Below are 22,249 nucleotides of genomic sequence, written 5' to 3'. Positions count from 1 at the left end.
CTGTCCCTTCTTACTCGGTACGAGCCACCTGCTCAATGCGATAGCCCTCGAGCTGGTCTCCAGGCTTGATGTCCTGGAAGTTCTCAAGGCCAATACCGCATTCGTAGCCGGATTTAACGCTCTTAACGTCGTCTTTGAAGCGCCTGAGCGATGCAATCTTTCCATCGTAGACAACAAAGCCGTCACGGATGAGGCGGATGTTATCGTCGCGAGAAATCTCGCCCTCCGAAATCATGCAGCCGGCAGCAATACCAACCTTAGGTACCTTGAAGGTATCGCGAACTTCAGCAACGCCGGTCTGGACTTCCTGCTCAGTTGGCTTAAGCATACCAATACGAGCTGCGTCAATCTCTTCGATTGCCTTGTAGATAACGCTATACGTTCTAATCTCAACACCTACGCGCTCTGCAGCAAGCTTAGCCTTTGCATCTGGACGGACGCCAAAGCCAATGATAATTGCGTTGGATGCGTCAGCGAGAACAACGTCTGTCTCGGTAATGCCACCAACAGCAGAGTGGATGGTGCTGATACGAACCTCGGACTGATCCATCTTGTCCAGAGAATCCTGGAGAGCCTCGATGGAGCCCTGAACGTCAGCCTTGATGATGAGGTTGAGCTCCTTGACGTCACGGTCAGCCATGGTGTCAAAGAGGTTCTCGAGGGTGACGTGCTTAACACGGTTCTGCTCTTCAATACGAGCCTTAAGAGCACGCTGATCAGCAAGCTCACGAGCATCGCGCTCCTCCTGGAAGACGCGGAACTCATCGCCTGCGCCAGGAACGGTTTGCAGACCAAGAATCTCAACTGCATCAGAAGGACCAGCGGTAGTAACTGCGTTGCCCTTAGGATCAAGCATGGCACGGACGCGTCCAAATGCCATACCAGCAACAAGAGCGTCGCCGATGTGGAGCGTACCGCGTGTAACCAGAACAGTAGCAACAGAGCCGCGACCACGGTCAAGCTTAGCCTCAAGAACGTTACCAGATGCAAAGGTGTCTGGATTGGCCTTCAGCTCAAGGACATCTGCCTGCAAAAGAATGGTCTCGAGAAGATCATCGATGCCCAAATTCTGCTTAGCGGAAATGTCAACAAACATGTTCTGTCCGCCCCACTCCTCAGGAATAACACCGTACTCGGTGAGCTCCTGACGAACACGGGTAGGATCCGCACCTGGCTTATCAATCTTGTTAACAGCAACAACAATTGGAACGCCAGCAGCCTTTGCGTGGTTGATAGACTCAATGGTCTGAGGCATAACGCCGTCGTCTGCAGCAACAATCAAGATGACAATATCGGTAACCTTTGCACCACGAGCACGCATAGCGGTAAAGGTCTCGTGACCTGGGGTATCAATGAAGGTAATCTCACGGCCGTTAATGGTGACCTGAGAAGCACCGATTGCCTGTGTAATACCACCAGCCTCACCAGCTGCAACGCCGGTGTGACGGATTGCGTCCAGGAGTGATGTCTTACCGTGGTCAACGTGACCCATGACGGTAACTACTGGAGGACGTGGCTTCAAATCCTTAGGATCATCGTAGAAGGTGAAGGAATTCTCCTCCTCCTTGGACATGATCTTAATCTGGCGACCAAGGTCATCAGCAACAATCTCAATAAGCTCATCAGACATGGTCTCGGTGAGCGTCAGAGGATTGCCAAGCAGGAACAGGCGCTTAATGATGTCATTTGCAGGAACGCCAAGAAGTTCAGCAAGTTCAGAGACAGTAGAACCCTGAGGGACCTTTACAGTATCAAGCTGGGAAATATCCTGGTCGTTTGCAAGTGCTTCCTCAATACGCTGCTCCATAGCAGCCTCTGCAGCCTGCTTCTGACGACGCTCTTTGCGCTTTTTACGGCGACCAGTGGACTCACGGCTTGCCTCTTCAATAGCAACGCGAGCCTCATCTAAAACGCGGCTTCTGTTGTAAGCCTCAGCCTCACGCGCCATGCGGCTATAACGGTCTTCTCCGTCATCTCCACCGCGACGATTCTTCTTGCGCTTACCATTTGGACGCTCGTCAGACATGGAGGCGTCATCGCGCTCATTCTTGAAGTTATGACGAGAAGGAGCACCACTTGCCTCGCTTGCATTAGCGCGAGCGTGATTTCTTGGTCCCTTCTCGGCCTTCTTCTGAGCAGCGGACTCTGCAGCCTGCTGTTTCAAAACCTCTTCCTGCTGAGCAATCTGATCAAGCAGGTTATTGAAGGAAGGAGCAGCCTTAGGAGCAGTGTCTTTTACGCGATTACGCTCAGCCTCTTCGGCCTCAAGACGCTTCTTCTCCTCCTCAGCGCGGCGGCGCTCCTCTTCTTTCTTGCGAGCAGCCTCCTCTTTTGCGCGCTTCTTCTCTTCTTCAGCACGCTCAGCTTCACGCCTTGCCTCTGCAGCAAGTCGCTCAGCCTCTGCTGCCTCTGCAGCAGCCTTTGCCTCTTTGGCAGCAGCCTCTTCCTCAGCAGCCTTTTGAGCTGCGATTTCAGCGGCACGAGCCTCCATAATAGGCTGGAGTTTCTTACGAACAATAGAGATATATGCATCTTCAAGCGTAGAAGAAGCAGACTTTGCAGGAATCTTCATGTCCGCAAGGTGCTCGAGCAATTCCTTGCTCTGCATACCATATTCTTTGGCAAGGTCATGTACACGCATTTTTGCCATATATGAAAACCTTCCGGTTGACGGGATAGTTACAGGTAGTTGACTAGATCAGTGAGTCTGGATCAGAAGAAATCTCTGCATTCTCCATGTCATCATGAATGCCACAGAAATCAGAACCAGGTCTTGCCATATTGCGGCAAGGAGTTCCGTTAGGGCTCACATACTTGCAACGATGAGCAATCTCTTCCTCGTCAACAGTCTCTTCAACAACCTCAGGAAGGTTGTTCAGAATGCTTGCAGCAAGGGACTCGTTCTTGATGTCAATATGAAGACCAGTTAGGCGAGCAGCAAGGCGAGCATTCTGGCCCTCTTTACCAATTGCCAAAGACAGCTGATCATCAGGAACAATAACAGTTGCGTGTCCCGTAGCGCCATCAACAATAACGCGAGAAACACGTGCAGGTGAAAGTGCAGACGCAACGCAACGAGCGGCATCGTCAAACCAAGGCACAACGTCAACGCGCTCTCCACGGAGCTCAGAAACTACGGTGCGAACACGGCTGCCCTTAGGACCAACGCAAGCACCAACTGGATCAAGGCGCTCGTCAACGGAAGAAACAGCAATCTTGGAACGAACGCCAGCCTCACGAGCAATAGAGCGGATGCTTACAACACCGTCATAAACCTCTGGAACCTCAAGCTCAAAGAGACGACGGATAAGATCTGGATGGGTACGAGAAACAACAATTGGTGGACGCTGACGCTCACCACGAACTGCTGGCTGAGTTGCATTAGGATCGCGAACGTCTACGATAATTGCTTTAATGCGCTGGTTGTGAAGGTAACGCTCGCCTGCTGGACGCTCATCGCGCTCATCAGGGAAACGGCGCTGATCAAAGTGTGGAAGCTCTGCCTCAACACCCTCACGAATCTTAATGATGGTGAAATCAGGAGTGGACTGAAGAACAGTACCAGTGATGATGTCACCAATGCGGCCACGGAACTCATCATAAATCTGAGCACGGGCGGCATTGCGCACAAGGGTCTTAATCTCTGCCTTAGCATGCTGTGCAGCAATACGGCTGGTATCTGGAGGAGTTACGTCTACCTCGTCAAACTCAGTGTACTCACCAGTCTCCTCATCTGGCTCACCCTTAGGGACAAGCTCATAGACGTAGACACGACCAGTAGCCCTATCAATGGTGACACGGGCGCCAAAATCAAGATGGAGGACGTCAGCATAGCTTTTTGCCAGAGACTGCTCCAAACGATCCAGAAGATACAACTCATCGATGTGCTTCTCCTGGCAAAGCAACATCAAAGCTTCCATCATTTCAGATGCCATGAATAATCCTCTCTATCTACTTCTTGGCTGAGGCCGAGAAATCAAAAACTGGTTTAATAACGCACTTCTTTAACTCAGACAAATCAACAGTACAGACCTCATCTTCTGTCTGGATTGAGATAGTTGTACCCTCAATGCCCAAGAGTTTGCCGGTAAATTTACGGCGTCCCTCTGTGGCGGTAGTCTGAAGCTGAATCTCTTCTCCTGCAAAGCGCTCAAAGTCTTTTGCGCGGCGAAGCGGACGAGCCATTCCTGGAGAAGAAACCTCCAAGGTAAATGATGCTGGGAATGGATCAAGCTCATCTATGGTCTCTGAGATCCATGATGTTTCTTGAGCAACTTCATCAAGAGAAATGGTCTCTGCTGTCTCATCATCATGGTCAATTCTTACTCTGACCACAGGATTCTTAGAAGAACCAACAATCTCAACATCAACAATATCAATGTGGTGATTGAGTGCAGCCTGCTCTAGTGCGGACAAGATTTTCTGTGTTGCACCTTCGTTTTGCATTTGACCTCCTCATCTACATACAGAAAGGAAGCGGGGTCAAAACTCAACCCCACTTCCAACTAATAACAACTACGTTTAGAGATATCTTACGAGATAAAGGACTTCTCGTCAAGTGTTTTTGCTGTTAGGCAACGATATTCACAAGTCGACCCTTAACAACAATGACTTTTCTAATCTCTTTACCCTCAAGCTGATCAGCAATTGCCTCAGTTGCGGCTGCAGTGAGCTCTTCCTCAGAAGCATCGGCAGAGACCTCAATGCGAGCGCGGACCTTACCCTTAAGCTGAACAGCAATTTCAACGGTATTGCTCTTTGCCTGCTCTGGGTCAAACTCTGGCCAAGGCTGGTGATAGACAGGTGTGTCTTTACCCAGAGCCTCGTGGCTGAGCTCCTCAGCCCAGTGAGGAATAATTGGAGCCAGCATGGCAACAACATCATTTGCAACCTTATAGCAAAGTGCAGCATCTCTAGACTCTGCAGGAACCTCGTTGATATAGGCGCTTGCTGCATTAACCAGCTCCATGACTGCAGAAATAGCAGTGTTGAACTGGCCCTTGTCAAACTCAGTGGTGCAGCGGATTCCCATAGCGTTGAGGACGCGATTAAGCTCAAGTGACTTTGCGTCCAAAGTGGTGTGGTCGAGTACGGCAGAAGTATCAGCGGTGCGAGAGAGTTCCCAAACCACACGCCACGCACGCTTGATAAAGCGGTTTGCACCTGCAACGACCTTCTCGTCCCAGTCAAAATCCTTCTCTGGTGGAGCAACAAAGAGAATGGCAAGACGCATCGTATCTGCACCATAAGGCTCAATGACAGAGCTTGGAGGCACAACGTTACCCTTTGACTTTGACATGGTGTCGCCGTGCTCATCCTTGACCATGCCCTGGGTCATCAGGTTCTTAAATGGCTCGTCAATAGCAATCATGCCCAGGTCACGAAGGACTTTAGTAAAGAAACGAGAATACAGAAGGTGCAGAATTGCGTGCTCAATGCCACCAATGTAGTTATCTACCGGCATCCAGCGATCCACTGATTCTTTAGAGAAAGGAAGTTCGGTGTTGTGTGGATCGCAGTAGCGCAGATAATACCAGCTAGAGCAGGTGAAAGTGTCCATGGTATCAGTGATACGCTTGGCGGGCTTGCCGCACTTTGGACAGGTGGTCTCTACAAACTCCTTGCACTCTGCAAGAGTGTCGCCTGCTGCCAGGTCAAGATTGTCTGGAAGCGTAACAGGGAGCTGATCATAAGGAACTGGGACGTCACCGCAGCAATCGCAGTGAATCATTGGAATTGGATTGCCCCAATAACGCTGCCTTGAGATGAGCCAGTCACGAAGGCGGAACTGAACAGTTCTACGTCCAACGTTGTGCTCAGTCAGATAGGCAACAACAGCCTCTTCTGCCTCGGAATGCTTACCACCACGAAGTCCAGTGAAAGGACCGGACTGGACAAGAATACCAACGGTATCCATTGGACCGTCCCAGTCAACGGAGGTTACCTTGTACTCGGAAACTCCCTTGAGCTCCTCGTAGATATCAGTTCCCTCTTCGCAAATGATAGGAACAATAGGCAGGTCATACTTCTTAGCAAAGTCAAAGTCGCGCTTATCGCCTGATGGAACACCCATAACGGCGCCAGTACCATAGTCGAGAAGGACGTAGTCAGCAACCCAAATTGGTACGGTCTGACCGGTGACTGGGTTAATTGCGTAACGGCCTGTGAATACACCGTGTTTCTCGCGGTCTGTTCCCTGGCGATCAATGGAAGAAACCTTTACAGCCTCCTCGTGAAGGGCGTCAAAGGCAGCCTTGTACTCTGAATCCTCTACCAGCTCAGCAGCAAGCTTGGACTCTGGTGGAAGCAGCATGAAGGTGCAGCCGTAGATGGTGTCTGCACGAGTGGTAAAGACAGTCATCTTAGTATCGGTTGGTGTGACACCATCGGTATCTGCCAGGGTAAAGTCAATTTCTGCGCCTTCGGAGCGTCCAATCCAGTTAGCCTGCATAGCACGAACACGCTCTGGCCAGCCCTCAAGCTGGTCAAGGTCATCAAGAAGCTCCTGCGCGTAATCAGTGATGCGCAGGTACCACTGAGAGAGCTCACGCTTCTCTGGAACCGCACCACAGCGCCAGCACTTACCGTTAACTACCTGCTCGTTTGCAAGAACAGTTTTATCGTTAGGACACCAGTTAACTGGGCTTGTTGCACGATATACCAGGCCCTTCTCAAGCATCTTGAGGAAGATCCACTGACCCCATTTGTAGTACTCAGGGTCGCAGGTGTTAAACATGCGGTCTTTGTCGTAAGCAAAGCCCATGCGGAACATGGTCTTTACAGCCTGGTCAATATTTTTATGAGTCCACACAGAAGGCTGAGTATTGTGCTTAATAGCAGCGTTTTCTGCAGGAAGACCAAAAGCGTCAAAGCCCATTGGATGCAAAACGTCAAAGCCACGCATACGAGCCTGACGAGCCATAGCATCGCCAATGGTGTAGTTACGAGCGTGACCCATGTGAAGATCGCCCGAAGGATAAGGGAACATCTCTAGAACGTATTTTTTAGGCCTTGAGCTGTCTTCTTCTGTCTTGTAAAGGTTCTGCTCTTCCCAGACACGCTGCCACTTAGTTTCAATAGCCTCAGCATCGTAAGCAGGAAAATCACCTGTATCGGATACGTTCTGTACTTCCTCGTTTTCCACGAGTTCCCCTTTCTTATAGCGATGCGTCACCAAGCAAAATACTTGGTGACGCTCGTAGTCCATACATCCTGTGAGTTATGAACGGAAATTGTAGCTGACCTGCTGGTTTGAATCTTTCAGCAAGACGTCGTGTGCGCCGCCCTCAACAATTGAAGTTGAAGAGACAAGTGTAATCTTTGCCTTATCGCGAAGCTCAGGAATATCAAGAGCACCGCAGTTGCACATGGTGGACTTGACCTTCAAAAGCGATGCATCAACGCCATCCTTCAAAGGACCCGCGTATGGAACGTAAGAATCAACGCCCTCAACAAAGGAAAGACCGCGCTTGTTGCCGCCAAGGTCGTAGCGTTGCCAGTTACGAGCACGCGCAGAACCCTCGCCCCAGTATTCCTTCATGTAAGAGCCGTTAACAATAACGCGGTCAGAAGGACTCTCATCAAAGCGAGCAAAGTAACGACCAAGCATCATGAAGTCAGAACCCATAGCAAGAGCCAAAGTCATGTGATAGTCGTAGACAATTCCACCGTCAGAGCAGATTGGAATATAGATGCCAGTCTCCTCAAAGTACTCATCACGAGCACGAGCAACATCAATGACAGAGGTTGCCTGACCACGACCAATGCCCTTCTGCTCACGAGTGATGCAGATAGAACCGCCGCCGATACCAATCTTGATAAAGTCAGCGCCAGCCTCTGCCAAGAAGCGGAAGCCCTCAGCATCTACAACGTTACCTGCGCCAATCTTGACGGAATCACCGTAAGTTGCACGAACCCACTCAAGCGTGCGCTTCTGCCACTCGGAATAACCCTCAGAAGAGTCAATGCATAAAACATCAGCGCCTGCATCAACAAGCAGAGGTACGCGGGTCTCATAGTCACGAGTATTAATACCAGCGCCAACCATGTAGCGCTTAGAGTCGTCAAGAAGCTCATCTGGAGCAGACTTGTGGGAATCATAATCCTTGCGGAATACAAGGCTGACCAGGTGACCGTTCTTATCGACAATAGGAAGGGTGTTGAGCTTATTGTCCCAAATAAGGTCATTTGCCTCTTTAAGGGTGGTATCCTCAGCTGCGGTAATAAGCTTATCAGCTGGGGTCATAAACTCAGAAACCAGCTTAGAGCGATCATCGCGAGAAGGACGATAGTCACGAGAGGTAACAATACCTACGAGCTTACCGCGAGAAGTGCCGTCATCAGTGACAGGCATGGTGGAGTGACCAGTCTTCTCTTTAAGATCAAGCACGTCACCAAGGGTCATCTCTGGAGTAAGGGTTGAGTCAGAAACAACAAAGCCTGCCTTGTAGCTCTTTACTTCGCGAACCATCTGAGCCTCATCCTCAGCGGACTGAGAACCATAAATAAAGGCAATGCCGCCCTGCTGGGCTAAGGCAATTGCCAGACGAGGACCAGAAACTGACTGCATTACTGCAGACACCATAGGAATGTTGAGCTCAATTGCGCTTTTCTCGCCACGTTTAAACTTAACAAGAGGAGTCTTCAAAGAAACATTTGCAGGGATATTCTCAGCTGATGAATAGCCAGGAACCAAAAGGTACTCAGAAAATGTGTGTGATTCGCCTTCGAAGAACTTTGCCATTGTTTTTGGCTCCCTCCTGACCTACCGGTCATGCTCAACGTGTTTTGGCATTGTACCACCAGTGGAGTTAATTATTTAATTTGAACTCCCACTTGAAGCAATAACATCCTCAAAGTTAACAGCAATGTCATGTTTTGTAGGAACCCACTCAACCTTTTTGAACAAAGCCGCAACGGTAATAGGGATATACGTCATCATAAAAATAGGGAACGTGAAGAGATTGGTAAAAATACGCCATTTCTTCTTTACATGGAAATGCTTGTACTCCGAGATGGTGGTAATAAGCGCCAGAATAAAGAAGACCACATACATCGAGAAGACCGTCATGACCAAAGATCCCACACTCATAGCAATCTCTGCGTCAGTAGCAACGAAGCCGTGGCTCAAATAGCCAACTAGCATGTAAGTACCATTAATAAAGGCTGAAAGCAGTGTCAAAATCATGCCTGGCGCAATAGTCATGAGCATATCGTATGAAGCAAACTGACCCTTAAAAATACCCTTAATAAGATCAAAACCATACGAGAAGAACACCTGGTAAAAGCCTTTTGTCCAACGCATACGCTGTGTCCACGATGCCTTGAAGGTCAAAGGCTGCTCATCAAAGAATTCTGCAGGTGCATAGCCAATTTGAATATTGTGAGCGCTGCAGAAGGTGGAGAATTGAATATCCTCGGTGAGGGTGTGGAAATCCCATCCATGCATACCTTTAATAATGCGAGAAGAAACCATCCAGCCGGAACCAGAAACAGCGCAGCTAGTGCCCATCATCATACGAGCGTTATTCAAGAACTTTGCCTCGCGCATAAACCAGGTTGCGTATGCAGAGCTTACCCAGCTGGAATCAAAATTCTTTGAGTTTCTGTAGCTGGTACAGACAAGATATCCTGCATCAAAAGCCTGATTCATAATTTTTAAGTAGCTTGGAGAAACCAGGTTATCGGCGTCCATAATAATGAATGCCTCGTATTTGTCGCCGTACTCATTAAGGATGCGATCAAAGCCGTAATCCATAACCCAGCTCTTACCTTTACGAGCAAGGTCATTACGCTCCCATGTAATTGCTCCAGCTTTTCTCGCCTCTTCAGCTGTTTTATCGGTACAAGCATCTGCAACAACAAAGACATCCATCAGCTCTCGAGGATAATCCTGAGAAAGAATGGACCTGACAAGGTTGCCAATAACTGGCTCTTCATTGTGGGCAGCAATAAAGAAAGCATAGCGGTGCTGCTTTTTTGCCTTTGGAAGCTTTACCTCACCCTTAACTAAGACGCGAAGGATATACACAATCTGATAAAAATATGCGAGTGTAAAGAAAAGCCAGATAATAAAGTTAAAAACAACGATTGGAGTGATACCGAGTCTGTTAAATTGCAATGGCATATATCCCTACGCTCCAAACTCAAGGCAAATATGTTTTATCAGCCAAAACCTCTCGATAAACAATTACCTTACAATCTTAGCGCAACGAAAGGGTCAAAGCGCCCGTGCCTTTGAATCTATTTTTCTCCCACATCAACACACATACAATTGACACCATCTTGGATATCGAGAAGAACGTCTGCTTCTTGATCTAGTTCATCGGAGTGCATAATCACCACGACAGTCCGCCTACCTTTGAGGTTTGCGAGATATCTACAAAGCCTCTGAGCTGTTGGCGCATCTAAATTCTGTAGAGGTTCATCCAAAACAAGTGCCCCTTGTTTTCTGGATAGAGCTCTCAAAAGACCAATTTTTTGTCGCTCACCCAAAGAAACGGACTCCTCTTTTCCGTCAAAAGCATGCGTCTCAAGAGAGGAAAAATCGAGCAAGTTGTAAACCGCACGATCAATCTTTTCTCCAAACATATTGTCAGCAAGGCTTCCTTCTACAAGAGGTACCGGACGAGCAAAACGAGAACAGTCTTTAAGATCATCCGAAAGCTCTAAATCACCACTGAATAGCGATGGATCAGAGCAGCCTGCCAAAAGATCCACGAAAGAAGACTTACCTGAACCATTGGAACCTCTTACCACCACGAGAGATCCTTGTGGAATGCTGAGAGCTTGTGTATGGAAAAGTTCTGGTCCTTCTGGAGTAGCTAAAAGAGTCCCCTCTCCTATCTTTACAGCTGGTTTAAGTGAAGGGTTCCAAAGCTTCTCATAACCTGAAGGCTCTTGGGATTCTTTCTCGTGCTCAAGATAAACATCAATATCCGCTTTTGCAGCAAGATATGAGCTTTTAACAGAACAAACCGTATCAAGCGGTTCGCTCAATACTGACAAAATCAGATAGGCGGCTAAAATCTCTCCAACACTCATCTGACCTATAGAAAGCAGCATAACACCTGTAATTATGGCTACGACTTGCGTGAAATTTGAAAGCGCTGATGGAAGGCTCTTTGATAAAGCGCTGAAAAAACTACTTCTTTTTACATAGAGGAAATACTCATCATTAGCCGCCTCATAAGCATTTTCAAAATAGTTCTCTGCTCGTAGCATATTAATCGAGAACTTTTCCTCAATTATGCGCCTACCGATATCCAGCCAACCTTCTCGTTTTTTCATTGACTCGGTCAAAATCTCATTTGTTTTCTTGCTCGGATAATCAATAATCACCAAGTAAAAAGGGATATATAGCAAGACAAGCAAACCAATCCATAGATTTACCGTAAATGCCACAATTGCCAAAACAATAACTGCTAAAAGACCACCTAAAAATTCAACACTTACTGCAATTTGAACACCACTGAAGACAAAGGCTGCCATAGTGACTACATTGAGATAGTGTCCGGTTTTATTTTTTGAAAAAACACGAAGAGACATCTTTAAGAATTCCGATATCGCCACCTCAGAACTAGCAACCGCAGCTTCTAAATTGAGCTTTTGTGGAATCCAAACAGTGAGAAAAAAGCTTAAGCAAAGCGTTACAAGCGAAAGGAGCAACAACAGCCCTAGCTTTTGCCAAACACCGTCAACAACTTGCACATTAAGCATACTATCAATTAAATCGCCTGTAAAAATACCCAGCATCGCAACAGCAATATATCCAATTGCCAAACCAAGGGCAGATAGAAGCATATGTTTTCGTATAACAAATAAGTGAGAGAGACGTTTATTCATACTCATCATCTCCAAAACATTAATTACCTGCACTTGTAAAATAAACACTTAATGGACTCTTTAAGGTTAAAAGCGAATTTCTCGTATAAAATTGCGTTATCACCCTATAATTTGACGCAGGAAAATACCGTTGAAAGGCTGATTATGAGCGAAAAGCGACTAACTCAAGCACTTCAAAATATACTTGCCAATGGGAATTCTCTTGCTCAAGGTGACGCTTCAAATGTCATTTTGAGTGCACACTACGAAACAGAAGAGTCTGCTAACCCTCATATCAGAGGATTTTTTACACTCACTTCTGCTTTTGATTTAGCAAATTTAGGCCAATTTTCTACAAAACCTTATGGAGACGACATTGTGAGTCTCTCAATACTTGCTCGTAAAAACTATTTTGGAAGTTTTCTTTTCTTTCTAATGCCTTCATCAGAAGATTTCTTTACTTTTACTACAAACCTTATATCAAATAAAAATACACTGCCGCAAAATATTCATCCAGCTGATATTGAACAAATCTATACACTTTATACTCAAATAATCATTACCTATTCCGAGAGAAAACCAAATTGGGAAGCTATTGTTACTTCCTTGCTTATAACGCTTATTACCTGCCTTTCTCCTGATGCTCACTATACATTCACTCCAGGTAACACTAATGAGACGGTCGCTCTTATCCTTAATGAAATTACTGCTCATTCAGAAAGTATTACACTTGCTAAACTTTCAGAAAAATACTCATATACACCAACTTATCTCTCTGAACTTCTCAGACAAAAATGTGGCAAAACTTTTTCTGAACTTGTATTAGAACAAAGAATGGAACGAGCAAAAACGCTGTTAATTCATACCAAATTGCCTGTCTCTACTATTTCTTCAATGATTGGCTATGGTGGAACAACAGAGTTTTATAGGAAATTTAAAGATTACTTTTCTCTTACACCACGTGAAATGAGAAGCGAAACTTTTTAGTCATATTACAGCTGTGGACAAATCTCATCTCCTACAGAAGTCCTTCCCATAGACATAGTGCTTTGAGAAAGTAGGGCTTCTTGCAGGTCTTTTGGTAGTGTGTCTGCTACCACGATATTCTCGCCCGTAAAGGGGTGTTCAAACTGAACATGCCAGGAGTGTAAAAACTGCCTGTTAAGGCCAAGGTTAAGGCTTGTATCTTTTTTACCGTAGAGCTGATCGCCGACAACAGGATGGCCAATGTGGCGCATGTGAACTCTAATCTGGTGTGTGCGACCTGTATAGAGATGGCACTCAAGAAGCGAGTAACCCTCGCCTTTTCTACCCGCTTCAAAGCGCTCAAGCGTTCTAAAGGTGGTAATGGCCTCTCGTGCGCCAGGCGCGTCTGATACGGTCATTTTGAGACGGTCTCGCGTTGAGCGAGCAATGCCCGTTTCAATGGTGCCAGAATCGTGGGCAACATAGCCTTGTACCAGCACAATGTAGCGTCGGTCAAGCACGCGCAGCCTAATGAGGTCTTGAAGAGCCTTTTGCGCCTCGTCTGACTTTGCTGCCAGCATAAGACCAGACGTATCCATATCAAGACGATGCACAATACCAGGACGTTCTTCTCCCTGAAGCATTCCTAGGTGCTCGTAGCCACAGTGGGCTACCAGGGCATTTGCCAGGGTGTCATCAACGTGGCCAGGCGATGGATGGCAAACAAGGCCGATCTGCTTGGAGAGCACTATGAGGTACTGGTCCTCAAAGCGAATATCAAGGGGAATGTCTGGGTTTGGACGTAAAAGTCCCGTTTGAGGCTGTGCGTCTGGAAGAGACACTAAGAGTCTATCACCCAACATAAGTTTTTCTGACTTGGAGGTCGCCAGCGTAGCGTTGATGGTTACTCTTCCCTCTTCTACCAGCTTTGCACAGGCACTTCTTGAGGGAAGTGTATCTTGAGCAGAAAGGAACGCATCTAATCTGACGCCGTCCCCTTCTGGTCCAACTAGTATGTCAACGATACGCTCATTCATTGCCACTACCCTGCTGTTGCTTTTTGTCCCAGATTATCCAGTACACAAAAGCAAGAAGGATGCCACAGGTCACAAAGATATCCGCCACATTAAACACGGCAAAATTAACAAACGTTGTAGCAAAGAAATCAGTAACCTGACCATACAAAACACGGTCTATAGCGTTACCAATTCCGCCACCTGCGACGCCTCCCAAAAGCGCAATAAGCGGCAGCGGGAGGTTCTTCTCGCGAACTACAAAGCCCACAAGAGCGGCGATAACCACGGCAGTGAGAGCCACAAAAAAGAGAGCATTTCCAGAGCCCACAGAAAACGCTGCGCCGGTGTTACTTACGTGGAAGAACTCCATAACACCTGGGATAAAAGGTACTGCGGTTCCCTCTGGAATTGAGGTTCGTACCCAGAGCTTGGTTACCTGGTCAAGCACACAGGCAACAGCGCCCGCCCCGCAGAGAACTGCAAGGCGGGTCACTAGTGTGTGAGTTGTATGTTGCTGCTGGTCAGTGTTCATTTACGCAACAACGTCGTGGCAGCGGTGGCAAAGGTGATCCTCACCAAGCTCGCGATAGTTCCAGCAACGGTCGCAACGATCGCCGTTTGCAGGATAGACGCTTACGCTCAGCTCAGAACCTTCGGAGACGGTAACCTCAGAGCAGACAAATGCCTCAGCAAAGTCAAGGCCAGCGTGAGAAATGGATGCAGCCTGTTCAGCGGTAAGGGTAACCTCTGCACGAGTAGCCTGCGTGGTCTTCTCGGTAACAACACCTGCCTCAAGAGCGGTCTCGTATGCCTTAGTGTATGCGGCGCGAGCATCAACCAGTACCTGATATGCAGGAAGCAGGGCAGTGTACTCGTCAGCGCTCATAGGAGCCTTATACCAGTCGAGAAGGGCTGCGTACTTCTGACCGTCACGCATAGACTCTGGCAGGAACTGCATAGCCTCGTCGGTGGTGTAAACAAGAATTGGCTGCAGGTCATGAACAAGCATGGAGAGAATCTCTGCCCAAACAGTCTGAGCGCTTCTGCGTGTTGCAGAATCTGCAGCATCGCAGTACATACGGTCCTTAGTTGCGTTCAAATAACCGTTGGAAAGCTCAATGATGTAATCGTAGAGGGTACGGAAGACATTGTTGAAGCGATATCCCTCGTAAGCCTCAGTGACTGCAGCATGAACCTCGCACATACGTGCAAGAACAAGACGGTCGTACTCTTCAAGGTCCGCTACAGCAACTGCATCGGTAGCAGGATCAAACTGGCCCTCAAGCTCGCCAAGAAGGAAGCGCAGGGTGTTTCTGAACCTACGGTATGCATCGCCTACCTGGGAAAGAATGGCGTCATCGCAAGGAACGTCAGTTGAAGTGTCAACAGAAGCAACCCAAAGGCGTAGGACGTCTGCGCCACGCTCATCACAAACGGCATTTGGATCAATGACATTGCCCAGAGACTTACTCATCTTGCGTCCCTGGCCATCAAGCGTAAAGCCCTGTGAGACAACAGACTTGTAAGGAGCAACTCCGTAGGCTCCAACAGAAGTCATGAGAGAACTCATGAACCAACCACGGTGCTGGTCGGAGCCCTCAAGATACATATCAGCTGGGAACTTAAGGTTTGGACGGTGTTTGCAAACAGCAGTGTGAGAAACACCAGAATCCCACCAAACGTCCAAAATATCCTTGTTTGCCTTGAGATTGTGGCCGCCACACTTAGGACAGACGCAAGCGTCGCCTAAATAGGTCTTAGGATCGTCGGTAAACCAAGCATCAGAGCCCTTCTCTCGGAAAAGCGTGATGACAGCGTCAAGTGTCTGGTCATTGATAACGGTCTCGCCACAATCCTCGCAAGTGAAAGCAGGGATTGGAACACCCCAGTTGCGCTGCCTGGAAATGCACCAGTCAGGACGGCCTTCAACCATAGAACCAATACGCTTTACCGCGTTTGCAGGATAGAACTTAACCTTTGTAAGCTCCTCTGCTGCCTGCTGACGCAGACCAGTCTTATCCATGGAGACAAACCACTGGCTTGTTGCACGGAAGATAACAGGCTCTTTACAACGCCAGCAGTGTGGATAGCTGTGGGTAATCTCTTCTGCAAGAATGAGCGTTCCACGGTCTTTGAGCCACTGAACAATGACAGGATTAGCCTCATTGACCTCCATACCAGAGAAGGGGCCACCAGTGCCCTGACCGTCACCTTTGAAGAAGTGACCGTCATCATCAACAGGCATAGTCTGTGGAATATCAAAGCGAACACCAGCGTTATAGTCGTCTACACCGTGACCAGGCGCAGAGTGAACAACACCAGTACCGTCGTCAAGGGTGACGTACTCTGCATAGATAAACTTACCGGTGTTACCAAGATCGCCAAAGATTGGCTGCTTGTACTCATTGCCTGCAAGCTCAACGCCAGTCTTCTTCCAAGTATTACCTTCTGCGTCCTGAGCAAGCTTCCAATCGGTATAACCAAACTTGGCAGCAGCTTTCTCTGCAAGAGCCTCAGCAACAATCTCTACGTGTCCATCGGGAAGTTCAAGAGCAACATAGTTAGCCTCAGGGTGCAGAATAACTGCCTCATCAGCAGGCATTGTCCATGGAGTTGTAGTCCAGATGTCTACCCAAGTCTTACCTGCATAAGCCTCAAGACCCTCAGGAACAGTGGTTAGCTCAAAGCGAACAAAGATTGCAGTAGAGGTGACATCGTGATACTCAATCTCAGCCTCAGAGAGAGCAGTGTGGTCATGAGTACACCAGTGAACAGGCTTGGTACCTCTATACACAGAGCCCTTGTCGTAGATTGCCTTGAAGATCTCAACATCAGTTGCGTCGTAATCGTTGACGTAAGTGAGATAAGGGTTATCCCACTCGCCCAAAACACCAAGGCGCTTAAAGCCCTGACGCTGGGTATCTACCTGCTCAACTGCCATCTTGCGGCAAAGCTCACGGATCTTCTCGGTAGATAACTGATTGAACTTCTCAGTGCCAAGCATCTGCTCAACCTTGTGCTCGATTGGCTGACCATGGCAGTCCCAACCAGGAACATAAGGAGTCTGGAAGCCCTGCATAGCCTTATAGCGGTTGATGATGTCCTTGGAAATCTTATTCTGTGCGTGACCCAGGTGAATTGGACCGTTTGCATAAGGAGGTCCATCATGAAGGACAAACTTGTCATGTCCCTCATTCTTCTTCATCAGGAGTTCATAGACGTTGTTTTGGTCCCAATCAGCCAAACGCTGAGGCTCGTTCTGCGCAAGTGATGCGCGCATAGGAAAGCCTGTGTTTGGCAGGTTGGTGGTCTTTTTGTACTCGTTTGCCATCAAGCACAACCTTTCTGGGCACAAATAAAGCGCCCGTCCCTCACAGCTGGGACGAAGCGCCACAATACACTTCGTTGTAACCACCCAGCGACGGATTTGTCCGTTTACTCGGCTGGCCTGTCACGGCGACCATTTCCGGCAGCATCTACTAGTACAAAACCCTGTACGTTTGAACTGCAGCTCCGAGGTGATGTTCACACGGACGCAAATGCGGACTTCCACCAACTCCGCTCGCTTGAGATTTGCGCTACCCAGCTACTGTCCTCATCACAGCTTGTGTAAGTAATACTACCACGTCTTGCACTCATTGAACTAAGTAATACACACGCTTAAACCGTTTTTAACAAATTATGCGGAATCCAAATTTTAAATTTTTATAGAAATAAAAAAAGAAGAGTGGGTACAACAAACCTGATATCTAAGTGAGCTCATATCATATTTGAGCCAAACAGGTAAAGGGACGTGTATGGCAGATAACAATAACAAGCACCGTAGATCTATGTCGATGCTACTCTATATTGCAGTAGCCATCTTTGTATATCTCCTGCTTAGCAACACATTATTACCAGGGCTTTTGCGTCAACAGGTACAAACTGTCTCGTACAGTGAGTTCCTTAACAAGATTGACAACAATGAAGTTACCAAGGTAGACCTTAATACGGGCAGCAGAAACATTAGGTTCACAACTGGCTCTGGAGATTCCGAGAAGGTCTTTGAGACTACGCAGTTCCCTAATGATTCAACGCTAGTTCAGACACTTAGAGACCACAAAGTTGATTTCTCGGCTTCTATTCCTGACAACTCTACAAATATGCTGCTCTATGCCCTTATTCAGTATGGAATTCCTCTTGTCATCTTCTTGGGCATTGGCTACTTTATCAACCGATCCCTTAAACGCGCCATGGGTGACGATGGTCCTTCCATGAACTTTGGTGGCGGCTTTGGAGGTCTTGGCGGCAATCTTGGTCGCTCAAGTGCTAAAGAAATTAAGGGAGAAGACACAGGCATTACGTTTAAAGACGTTGCTGGCCAAGAAGAAGCTAAAGAGTCTATGCAAGAGATTGTTAGCTTCCTTAAGACTCCCGATAAGTACAAAGAGATTGGCGCTCGTTGCCCTCGTGGTGCCCTGCTTGTAGGCCCTCCAGGTACTGGTAAGACCCTCATTGCTAAGGCAGTTGCTGGTGAGGCAGGCGTTCCTTTCTTCCAGATTGCCGGCTCTGAGTTTGTTGAGATGTTTGTTGGACGCGGTGCTGCAAAAGTCCGTGACCTCTTCAAGCAAGCAAATGAAAAGGCTCCTTGCATCATCTTTATTGACGAGATTGATGCTGTTGGTAAGCGCCGTGATGCTTCTCTCAACTCCAACGATGAGCGTGAGCAAACCTTAAACCAACTGCTCTCTGAGATGGACGGCTTTGATAACCACAAGGGCATTGTTGTTCTTGCAGCAACCAACCGCCCTGAGACCTTGGACAAGGCACTTCTGCGTCCTGGCCGTTTTGACCGCCGTATTCCTGTTGAGCTTCCAGACCTTAAGGGTCGTGAGGCAGTTCTTCAGATTCACGCCAATGATGTAAAGATGGAGCCAGGCGTTGACCTCTCTATTATTGCTAAGTCCACACCAGGCGCATCCGGTGCAGACCTTGCAAACATCATCAACGAGGCAGCTCTTCGTGCTGTCCGCTTTGGTCGTCGTCGTGTTACCACTGAAGACCTTGCTGAGTCCGTTGACGTTGTTATTGCCGGCGCAAAGAAGAAGAACACTGTTCTTTCTGAGCACGAGAAGGACGTTGTGGCTTATCACGAGACCGGCCATGCAATTGTTGGTGCCATCCAGAAAAACGATGCTCCTGTTACCAAGATCACCATTGTTCCTCGTACTGGCGGAGCTCTTGGCTTTACCATGCAGGTTGAGGATGATGAGCGTTATCTGATGAGCAAGAGCCAAGCTATGGATGAGATTGCTGTTCTCTGTGGTGGACGCGCAGCTGAAGAACTTATCTTTGGCGAGATGACCAATGGCGCTTCCAACGATATTGAGCGTGCAACAGCAATTGCCCGCGCTATGGTTACGCAGTACGGCATGTCTGACAAACTTGGCATGGTTACCCTCAGCCAGCAGCAAAGCCGTTATCTTGGTGGTGGCTCTTCCCTCACCTGCTCTGAGGCAACCGCTGAAGAGATCGATGCTGAAGTTAGACGCATTGTTGAAGAGGGCCACCAGCGTGCACTCCAGACGCTTAAAGAGAACCGCTTCAAGCTGCATGAGATTGCTCACTACCTGCAGAAGAAGGAAACTATCACCGGCGAGGAGTTCATGAACATCCTTAAACGTGAGAATACCTTTGCACCAGTAGTTGAGAACACCAATGAGGAAGGCTCCTCTTCTTCAGCAGAGTAACTTTGTCTCATAAGTAAAATTAAACGGCCGCCTATTCTGAACTGCCTCCTATTTCTCGTGTCCAAGAAATGGGAGGCAGTTCACTCTCGTAGGTGGCCGTTTTTTGTGCCGTATGTAAAGGTTTCCTGCTCAAGTTATCGAGCAAAAAGTTCCCAAAATGCCACGGCAGATGACGCAGCAACATTAAGCGAGTCCACCTGATGAGACATGGGAATGATGGTGATAATGTCACAAGCCTCAATGGTTTTCTTATCAAGACCATAGCCTTCACTACCAAAGAATAGTGCAGCTTTTTTACCTTTTACCAGCTCTTTATTAAGAGGTACTGCAGAATCTGTGAGTGCAAGTGCACACGTAGTAAAAGAATGAGCTTTAAGCTTTTCAATAAGGTCCAGTGAAGTTATCTCTTCATCCAAACGAGTCCAAGGCACATTAAGAACCGTTCCCATAGAAACGCGCAGGACACGCCTTGAGAGGTTGTCGGCGCACTTAGCAGTCAAGATAACAGCATCTACATTGAGGGCCGCAGCTGACCTAAAGACAGCACCAACGTTGTTAACGTCTACTAAATCTTCTAGTACGGCAATATGCTTTGACGTGCTTAGAATCTCTTCTAGCGATGCACCTTGAGGTCTCCTCATGGCACAGAGCGCTCCTCTATTCATTTTGTAGCCAATAAGCTGTGTAAGCTGCTCATCTGGAAGAATGAAAATAGGAACGTCATCTGACAAAGGGTGGAACTTCTCGACAATTTGCAAAATATTATCTGTATGAGAAGTATTTGCAAGAAACGAGAGTGGCCTACAACCTGCAGATAGCGCAGTCTCAATCACAAAATGTGACTCGCAAATCATGACGCCGCGAGTTGGGTCAAGACGATTACGAAGCTGGTTATCAGTCAATCGAGCATACATATCAAGACGACTGTCGTCAGCTGAATCTAACTGAATAACCGGATATGTAGCCATAAATAACGTACCTCTCGCCTCTTGTTAGACAGTATTCTCTCACTCTTGAGGCAAGAGTAACGTCATGTATTCCTAGATTACTTCTCTAGCAGCTTTCTCTTGAGGAAGAAGCTTAGAGAAACCAGTGAGACAGAGGAGCAGACAAGTGTGCCCTGAAGCGCAACCTGAGAATAATCTGCAGTATCAGGAAGCTGTGACTTCTTCTGAGGTTGCTGAGGCTCCTCAGGAGTATGCGTCTCAGGTGTTTCTGGCGTAGTCTCAGGCTGCTTCACGTATACGTGAGTCCAATTTGCAGTAATGGCTGGCTGAGAAGTATCACTTGTTCCAATAACAAGATTGACTTTTAAATGCTGGTACGAATCAAAGTTATCTGGATCTGCAGATGTTGGGGTAAGCAGATATTCAATTCGATACTGACCAACAGGCAAGGTGTCATCTTGATATGAAGAATAAACAACATCCTTAAAGTGATTAGAGAAATAAATAGCATTGCCGTCGGCATCAACGACACGAGGTGTGCCATCTGGCATATAAGTCATATCGATAGTAAATTGACCATTCTCAAACAACTGAACATCGTAGGTATCATATCCAGGAGTCCTACTGATAACAATATCGCCATTGTGCGTAGCGGCACTAACAGGAAAAAGCTGTGTAATATCTTGCGATTGGATCTCAGTCATAAGACGAGCTGTTACGGCATCAATATCCAATACTCGCCTTGTACCTGCGTCAACCGTGTGATCATAGTTGTAAGAAGAGATGGTAGCAGGAGCATTCTGAAGACCAGCGTCAATAGGTTTTAAGGTAGTTCCAGTATCAGAGACATATGCGGTGTGCGCGAGAGTGTAGTAATACGTAATATGCGTCACATACGTAGTTGGACGCGCAACATTACCATCACCATCATAACCAGCAGAAATCGTATAAGAATCCACTTCTTTATGGTCAAGAATGTCATTACCTACTACCTCTGGAGCCTGGAATAGACCTTGCTTTTCAGTCTTATTTCCGTTGCTATCAACAAACGTTGTGAGATTACGATCAATATCAGATATACCCACGTGCATGGTATAGATGTAATAGAAGCCATGCTCTTGATCATACGAAAGCGTTTTTTCCAGCTTATACTGACCCATAGGCAAACTGGTATCAATAACAGCGGTATTATCTTGACCAACCGACCCTTGTGCCAGCTGACCATTAGCAATGTAAGAATTAACTCTGTCTCTGTGAGTCTGAATATCATTGTCTGAATCAAATTCAAACACCGGAAGCAAAATTCTACGATCAGTCACACCAGCAAGCTCTGGATGAGTCTGAATGTATGCATCTACAGCTGCATCATCTGTTGTATAGCTCAGTGAATCATCTGGCGAGAAAAGCGACAAGTTAAACTGATCTCTATCTAAATAAACAAAATCGCTTACCTTGCTATAGTTTGGATGAGAATCAGTGTTAACTGCCTCATAAGGCTTAACTTGCTCAAGAGTATCAAACGATGTTGAATCATTGCCAACAAGCGAAGCAAAATCAGAAGGAAGAAGCTCATACGATTTGACATCAGTATGCAGTAACAACTGATTAGTAGAATGAGAATTTGATTGGCTAGTTGAAGCAGTAGCTACAGCAATTTTAGGAAAAGCTGAAATGCATAAAAGAAGTACGGCAAGAGCAGTACAAACACATCTAATATTTTGCGTAGTACTATTGACTCTAGTTGATGACATACGCTATTACTCCCCCT

Annotated in this window: 14 protein-coding genes; 2 read left to right on the top strand and 12 right to left on the bottom strand. The window is 47.2% G+C overall.

Translation table 11 applies throughout. The annotated features are described in order from the left end of the window. Positions 1-10 precede the first annotated feature (10 nt). The 7 genes from infB to ACO5GU_RS02140 form a co-directional block, all read right to left on the bottom strand. Entirely contained in the window at positions 11-2,650 is a 2,640-nt protein-coding gene (gene infB / locus ACO5GU_RS02170) for a translation initiation factor IF-2 (protein ID WP_035437138.1), read from the bottom strand. Positions 2,651-2,693: 43 nt separating this feature from the next. Then, entirely contained in the window at positions 2,694-3,935 is a 1,242-nt protein-coding gene (gene nusA, locus ACO5GU_RS02165) for a transcription termination factor NusA (RefSeq protein WP_035427693.1), read from the bottom strand. 16 nt (positions 3,936-3,951) lie between these two features. Continuing rightward, a complete protein-coding gene (locus ACO5GU_RS02160; protein ID WP_035427694.1) occupies positions 3,952-4,446 on the bottom strand; it encodes a ribosome maturation factor RimP in 495 nt (164 codons plus the stop codon). 124 nt (positions 4,447-4,570) lie between these two features. Further along, complete coding sequence (gene leuS / locus ACO5GU_RS02155) at positions 4,571-7,144, bottom strand: leucine--tRNA ligase (RefSeq protein WP_484929888.1); 2,574 nt, start codon at positions 7,142-7,144, stop codon at positions 4,571-4,573. Between the two features lie 75 nt (positions 7,145-7,219). Beyond that, positions 7,220-8,743, bottom strand: a complete 1,524-nt coding sequence (locus ACO5GU_RS02150) for an IMP dehydrogenase (RefSeq protein WP_484821285.1) — start codon at positions 8,741-8,743, stop codon at positions 7,220-7,222. 75 nt (positions 8,744-8,818) lie between these two features. Then, complete coding sequence (locus ACO5GU_RS02145; RefSeq protein WP_484858664.1) at positions 8,819-10,126, bottom strand: glycosyltransferase family 2 protein; 1,308 nt, start codon at positions 10,124-10,126, stop codon at positions 8,819-8,821. 116 nt (positions 10,127-10,242) lie between these two features. After that, positions 10,243-11,892, bottom strand: a complete 1,650-nt coding sequence (locus tag ACO5GU_RS02140) for an ABC transporter transmembrane domain-containing protein (RefSeq protein WP_484929885.1) — start codon at positions 11,890-11,892, stop codon at positions 10,243-10,245. A gap of 96 nt (positions 11,893-11,988) precedes the next feature. Between ACO5GU_RS02140 and ACO5GU_RS02135 the strand changes: the two genes are divergently transcribed. Continuing rightward, positions 11,989-12,810, top strand: a complete 822-nt coding sequence (locus ACO5GU_RS02135; protein WP_484800444.1) for an AraC family transcriptional regulator — start codon at positions 11,989-11,991, stop codon at positions 12,808-12,810. A 5-nt stretch (positions 12,811-12,815) separates the two neighbouring features. On the opposite strand, the gene ACO5GU_RS02130 is transcribed toward ACO5GU_RS02135, so the two are convergent. Genes ACO5GU_RS02130 through ileS form a run of 3 tightly spaced genes read right to left on the bottom strand, consistent with a single transcriptional unit; the run spans position 12,816 to position 17,136 of the window. Further along, a complete protein-coding gene (locus ACO5GU_RS02130; RefSeq protein ID WP_035428892.1) occupies positions 12,816-13,826 on the bottom strand; it encodes an RluA family pseudouridine synthase in 1,011 nt (336 codons plus the stop codon). Beyond that, complete coding sequence (gene lspA / locus ACO5GU_RS02125; protein ID WP_484853140.1) at positions 13,819-14,337, bottom strand: signal peptidase II; 519 nt, start codon at positions 14,335-14,337, stop codon at positions 13,819-13,821. Before lspA ends, ACO5GU_RS02130 begins: the two co-directional genes overlap by 8 nt. Next, on the bottom strand, positions 14,338-17,136 hold the full coding sequence (ileS, locus tag ACO5GU_RS02120; protein ID WP_484929883.1) for an isoleucine--tRNA ligase: 2,799 nt from the start codon (positions 17,134-17,136) through the stop codon (positions 14,338-14,340). Between the two features lie 466 nt (positions 17,137-17,602). On the opposite strand from ileS, the gene ftsH reads away from it, so the two are divergent. After that, positions 17,603-19,534, top strand: coding sequence for an ATP-dependent zinc metalloprotease FtsH (ftsH, locus tag ACO5GU_RS02115; RefSeq protein WP_484929881.1), 1,932 nt, complete (start codon positions 17,603-17,605; stop codon positions 19,532-19,534). A gap of 134 nt (positions 19,535-19,668) precedes the next feature. Here the strand turns inward: ftsH and ACO5GU_RS02110 are convergent, their stop codons facing one another. Together ACO5GU_RS02110 and ACO5GU_RS02105 are read right to left on the bottom strand one after the other, a co-directional pair. After that, complete coding sequence (locus tag ACO5GU_RS02110; RefSeq protein WP_484866916.1) at positions 19,669-20,502, bottom strand: TrmH family RNA methyltransferase; 834 nt, start codon at positions 20,500-20,502, stop codon at positions 19,669-19,671. Positions 20,503-20,579: 77 nt separating this feature from the next. Further along, complete coding sequence (locus ACO5GU_RS02105; protein WP_484929879.1) at positions 20,580-22,232, bottom strand: hypothetical protein; 1,653 nt, start codon at positions 22,230-22,232, stop codon at positions 20,580-20,582. Between the last annotated feature and the right edge of the window lie 17 nt (positions 22,233-22,249).

It is taken from the genome of Lancefieldella sp. (assembly GCF_057237245.1).
Note: the sequence above shows the minus strand (reverse complement) of the source record. Positions and strands in the feature narration are given on the sequence as shown.

What these genes read in the sequence shown, in the direction of transcription:
- ACO5GU_RS02110 (WP_484866916.1), bottom strand. Translation starts at nt 20,502, where the DNA reads ATGGCTACATATCCGGTTATTCAGTTAGATTCAGCTGACGACAGTCGT.
- ACO5GU_RS02135 (WP_484800444.1), top strand. Translation starts at nt 11,989, where the DNA reads ATGAGCGAAAAGCGACTAACTCAAGCACTTCAAAATATACTTGCCAAT.
- ACO5GU_RS02150 (WP_484821285.1), bottom strand. Translation starts at nt 8,743, where the DNA reads ATGGCAAAGTTCTTCGAAGGCGAATCACACACATTTTCTGAGTACCTT.
- lspA (WP_484853140.1), bottom strand. Translation starts at nt 14,337, where the DNA reads ATGAACACTGACCAGCAGCAACATACAACTCACACACTAGTGACCCGC.
- ftsH (WP_484929881.1), top strand. Translation starts at nt 17,603, where the DNA reads ATGGCAGATAACAATAACAAGCACCGTAGATCTATGTCGATGCTACTC.
- nusA (WP_035427693.1), bottom strand. Translation starts at nt 3,935, where the DNA reads ATGGCATCTGAAATGATGGAAGCTTTGATGTTGCTTTGCCAGGAGAAG.
- ACO5GU_RS02105 (WP_484929879.1), bottom strand. Translation starts at nt 22,232, where the DNA reads ATGTCATCAACTAGAGTCAATAGTACTACGCAAAATATTAGATGTGTT.
- ACO5GU_RS02160 (WP_035427694.1), bottom strand. Translation starts at nt 4,446, where the DNA reads ATGCAAAACGAAGGTGCAACACAGAAAATCTTGTCCGCACTAGAGCAG.
- ileS (WP_484929883.1), bottom strand. Translation starts at nt 17,136, where the DNA reads ATGGCAAACGAGTACAAAAAGACCACCAACCTGCCAAACACAGGCTTT.
- infB (WP_035437138.1), bottom strand. Translation starts at nt 2,650, where the DNA reads ATGGCAAAAATGCGTGTACATGACCTTGCCAAAGAATATGGTATGCAG.
- ACO5GU_RS02145 (WP_484858664.1), bottom strand. Translation starts at nt 10,126, where the DNA reads ATGCCATTGCAATTTAACAGACTCGGTATCACTCCAATCGTTGTTTTT.
- ACO5GU_RS02130 (WP_035428892.1), bottom strand. Translation starts at nt 13,826, where the DNA reads ATGAATGAGCGTATCGTTGACATACTAGTTGGACCAGAAGGGGACGGC.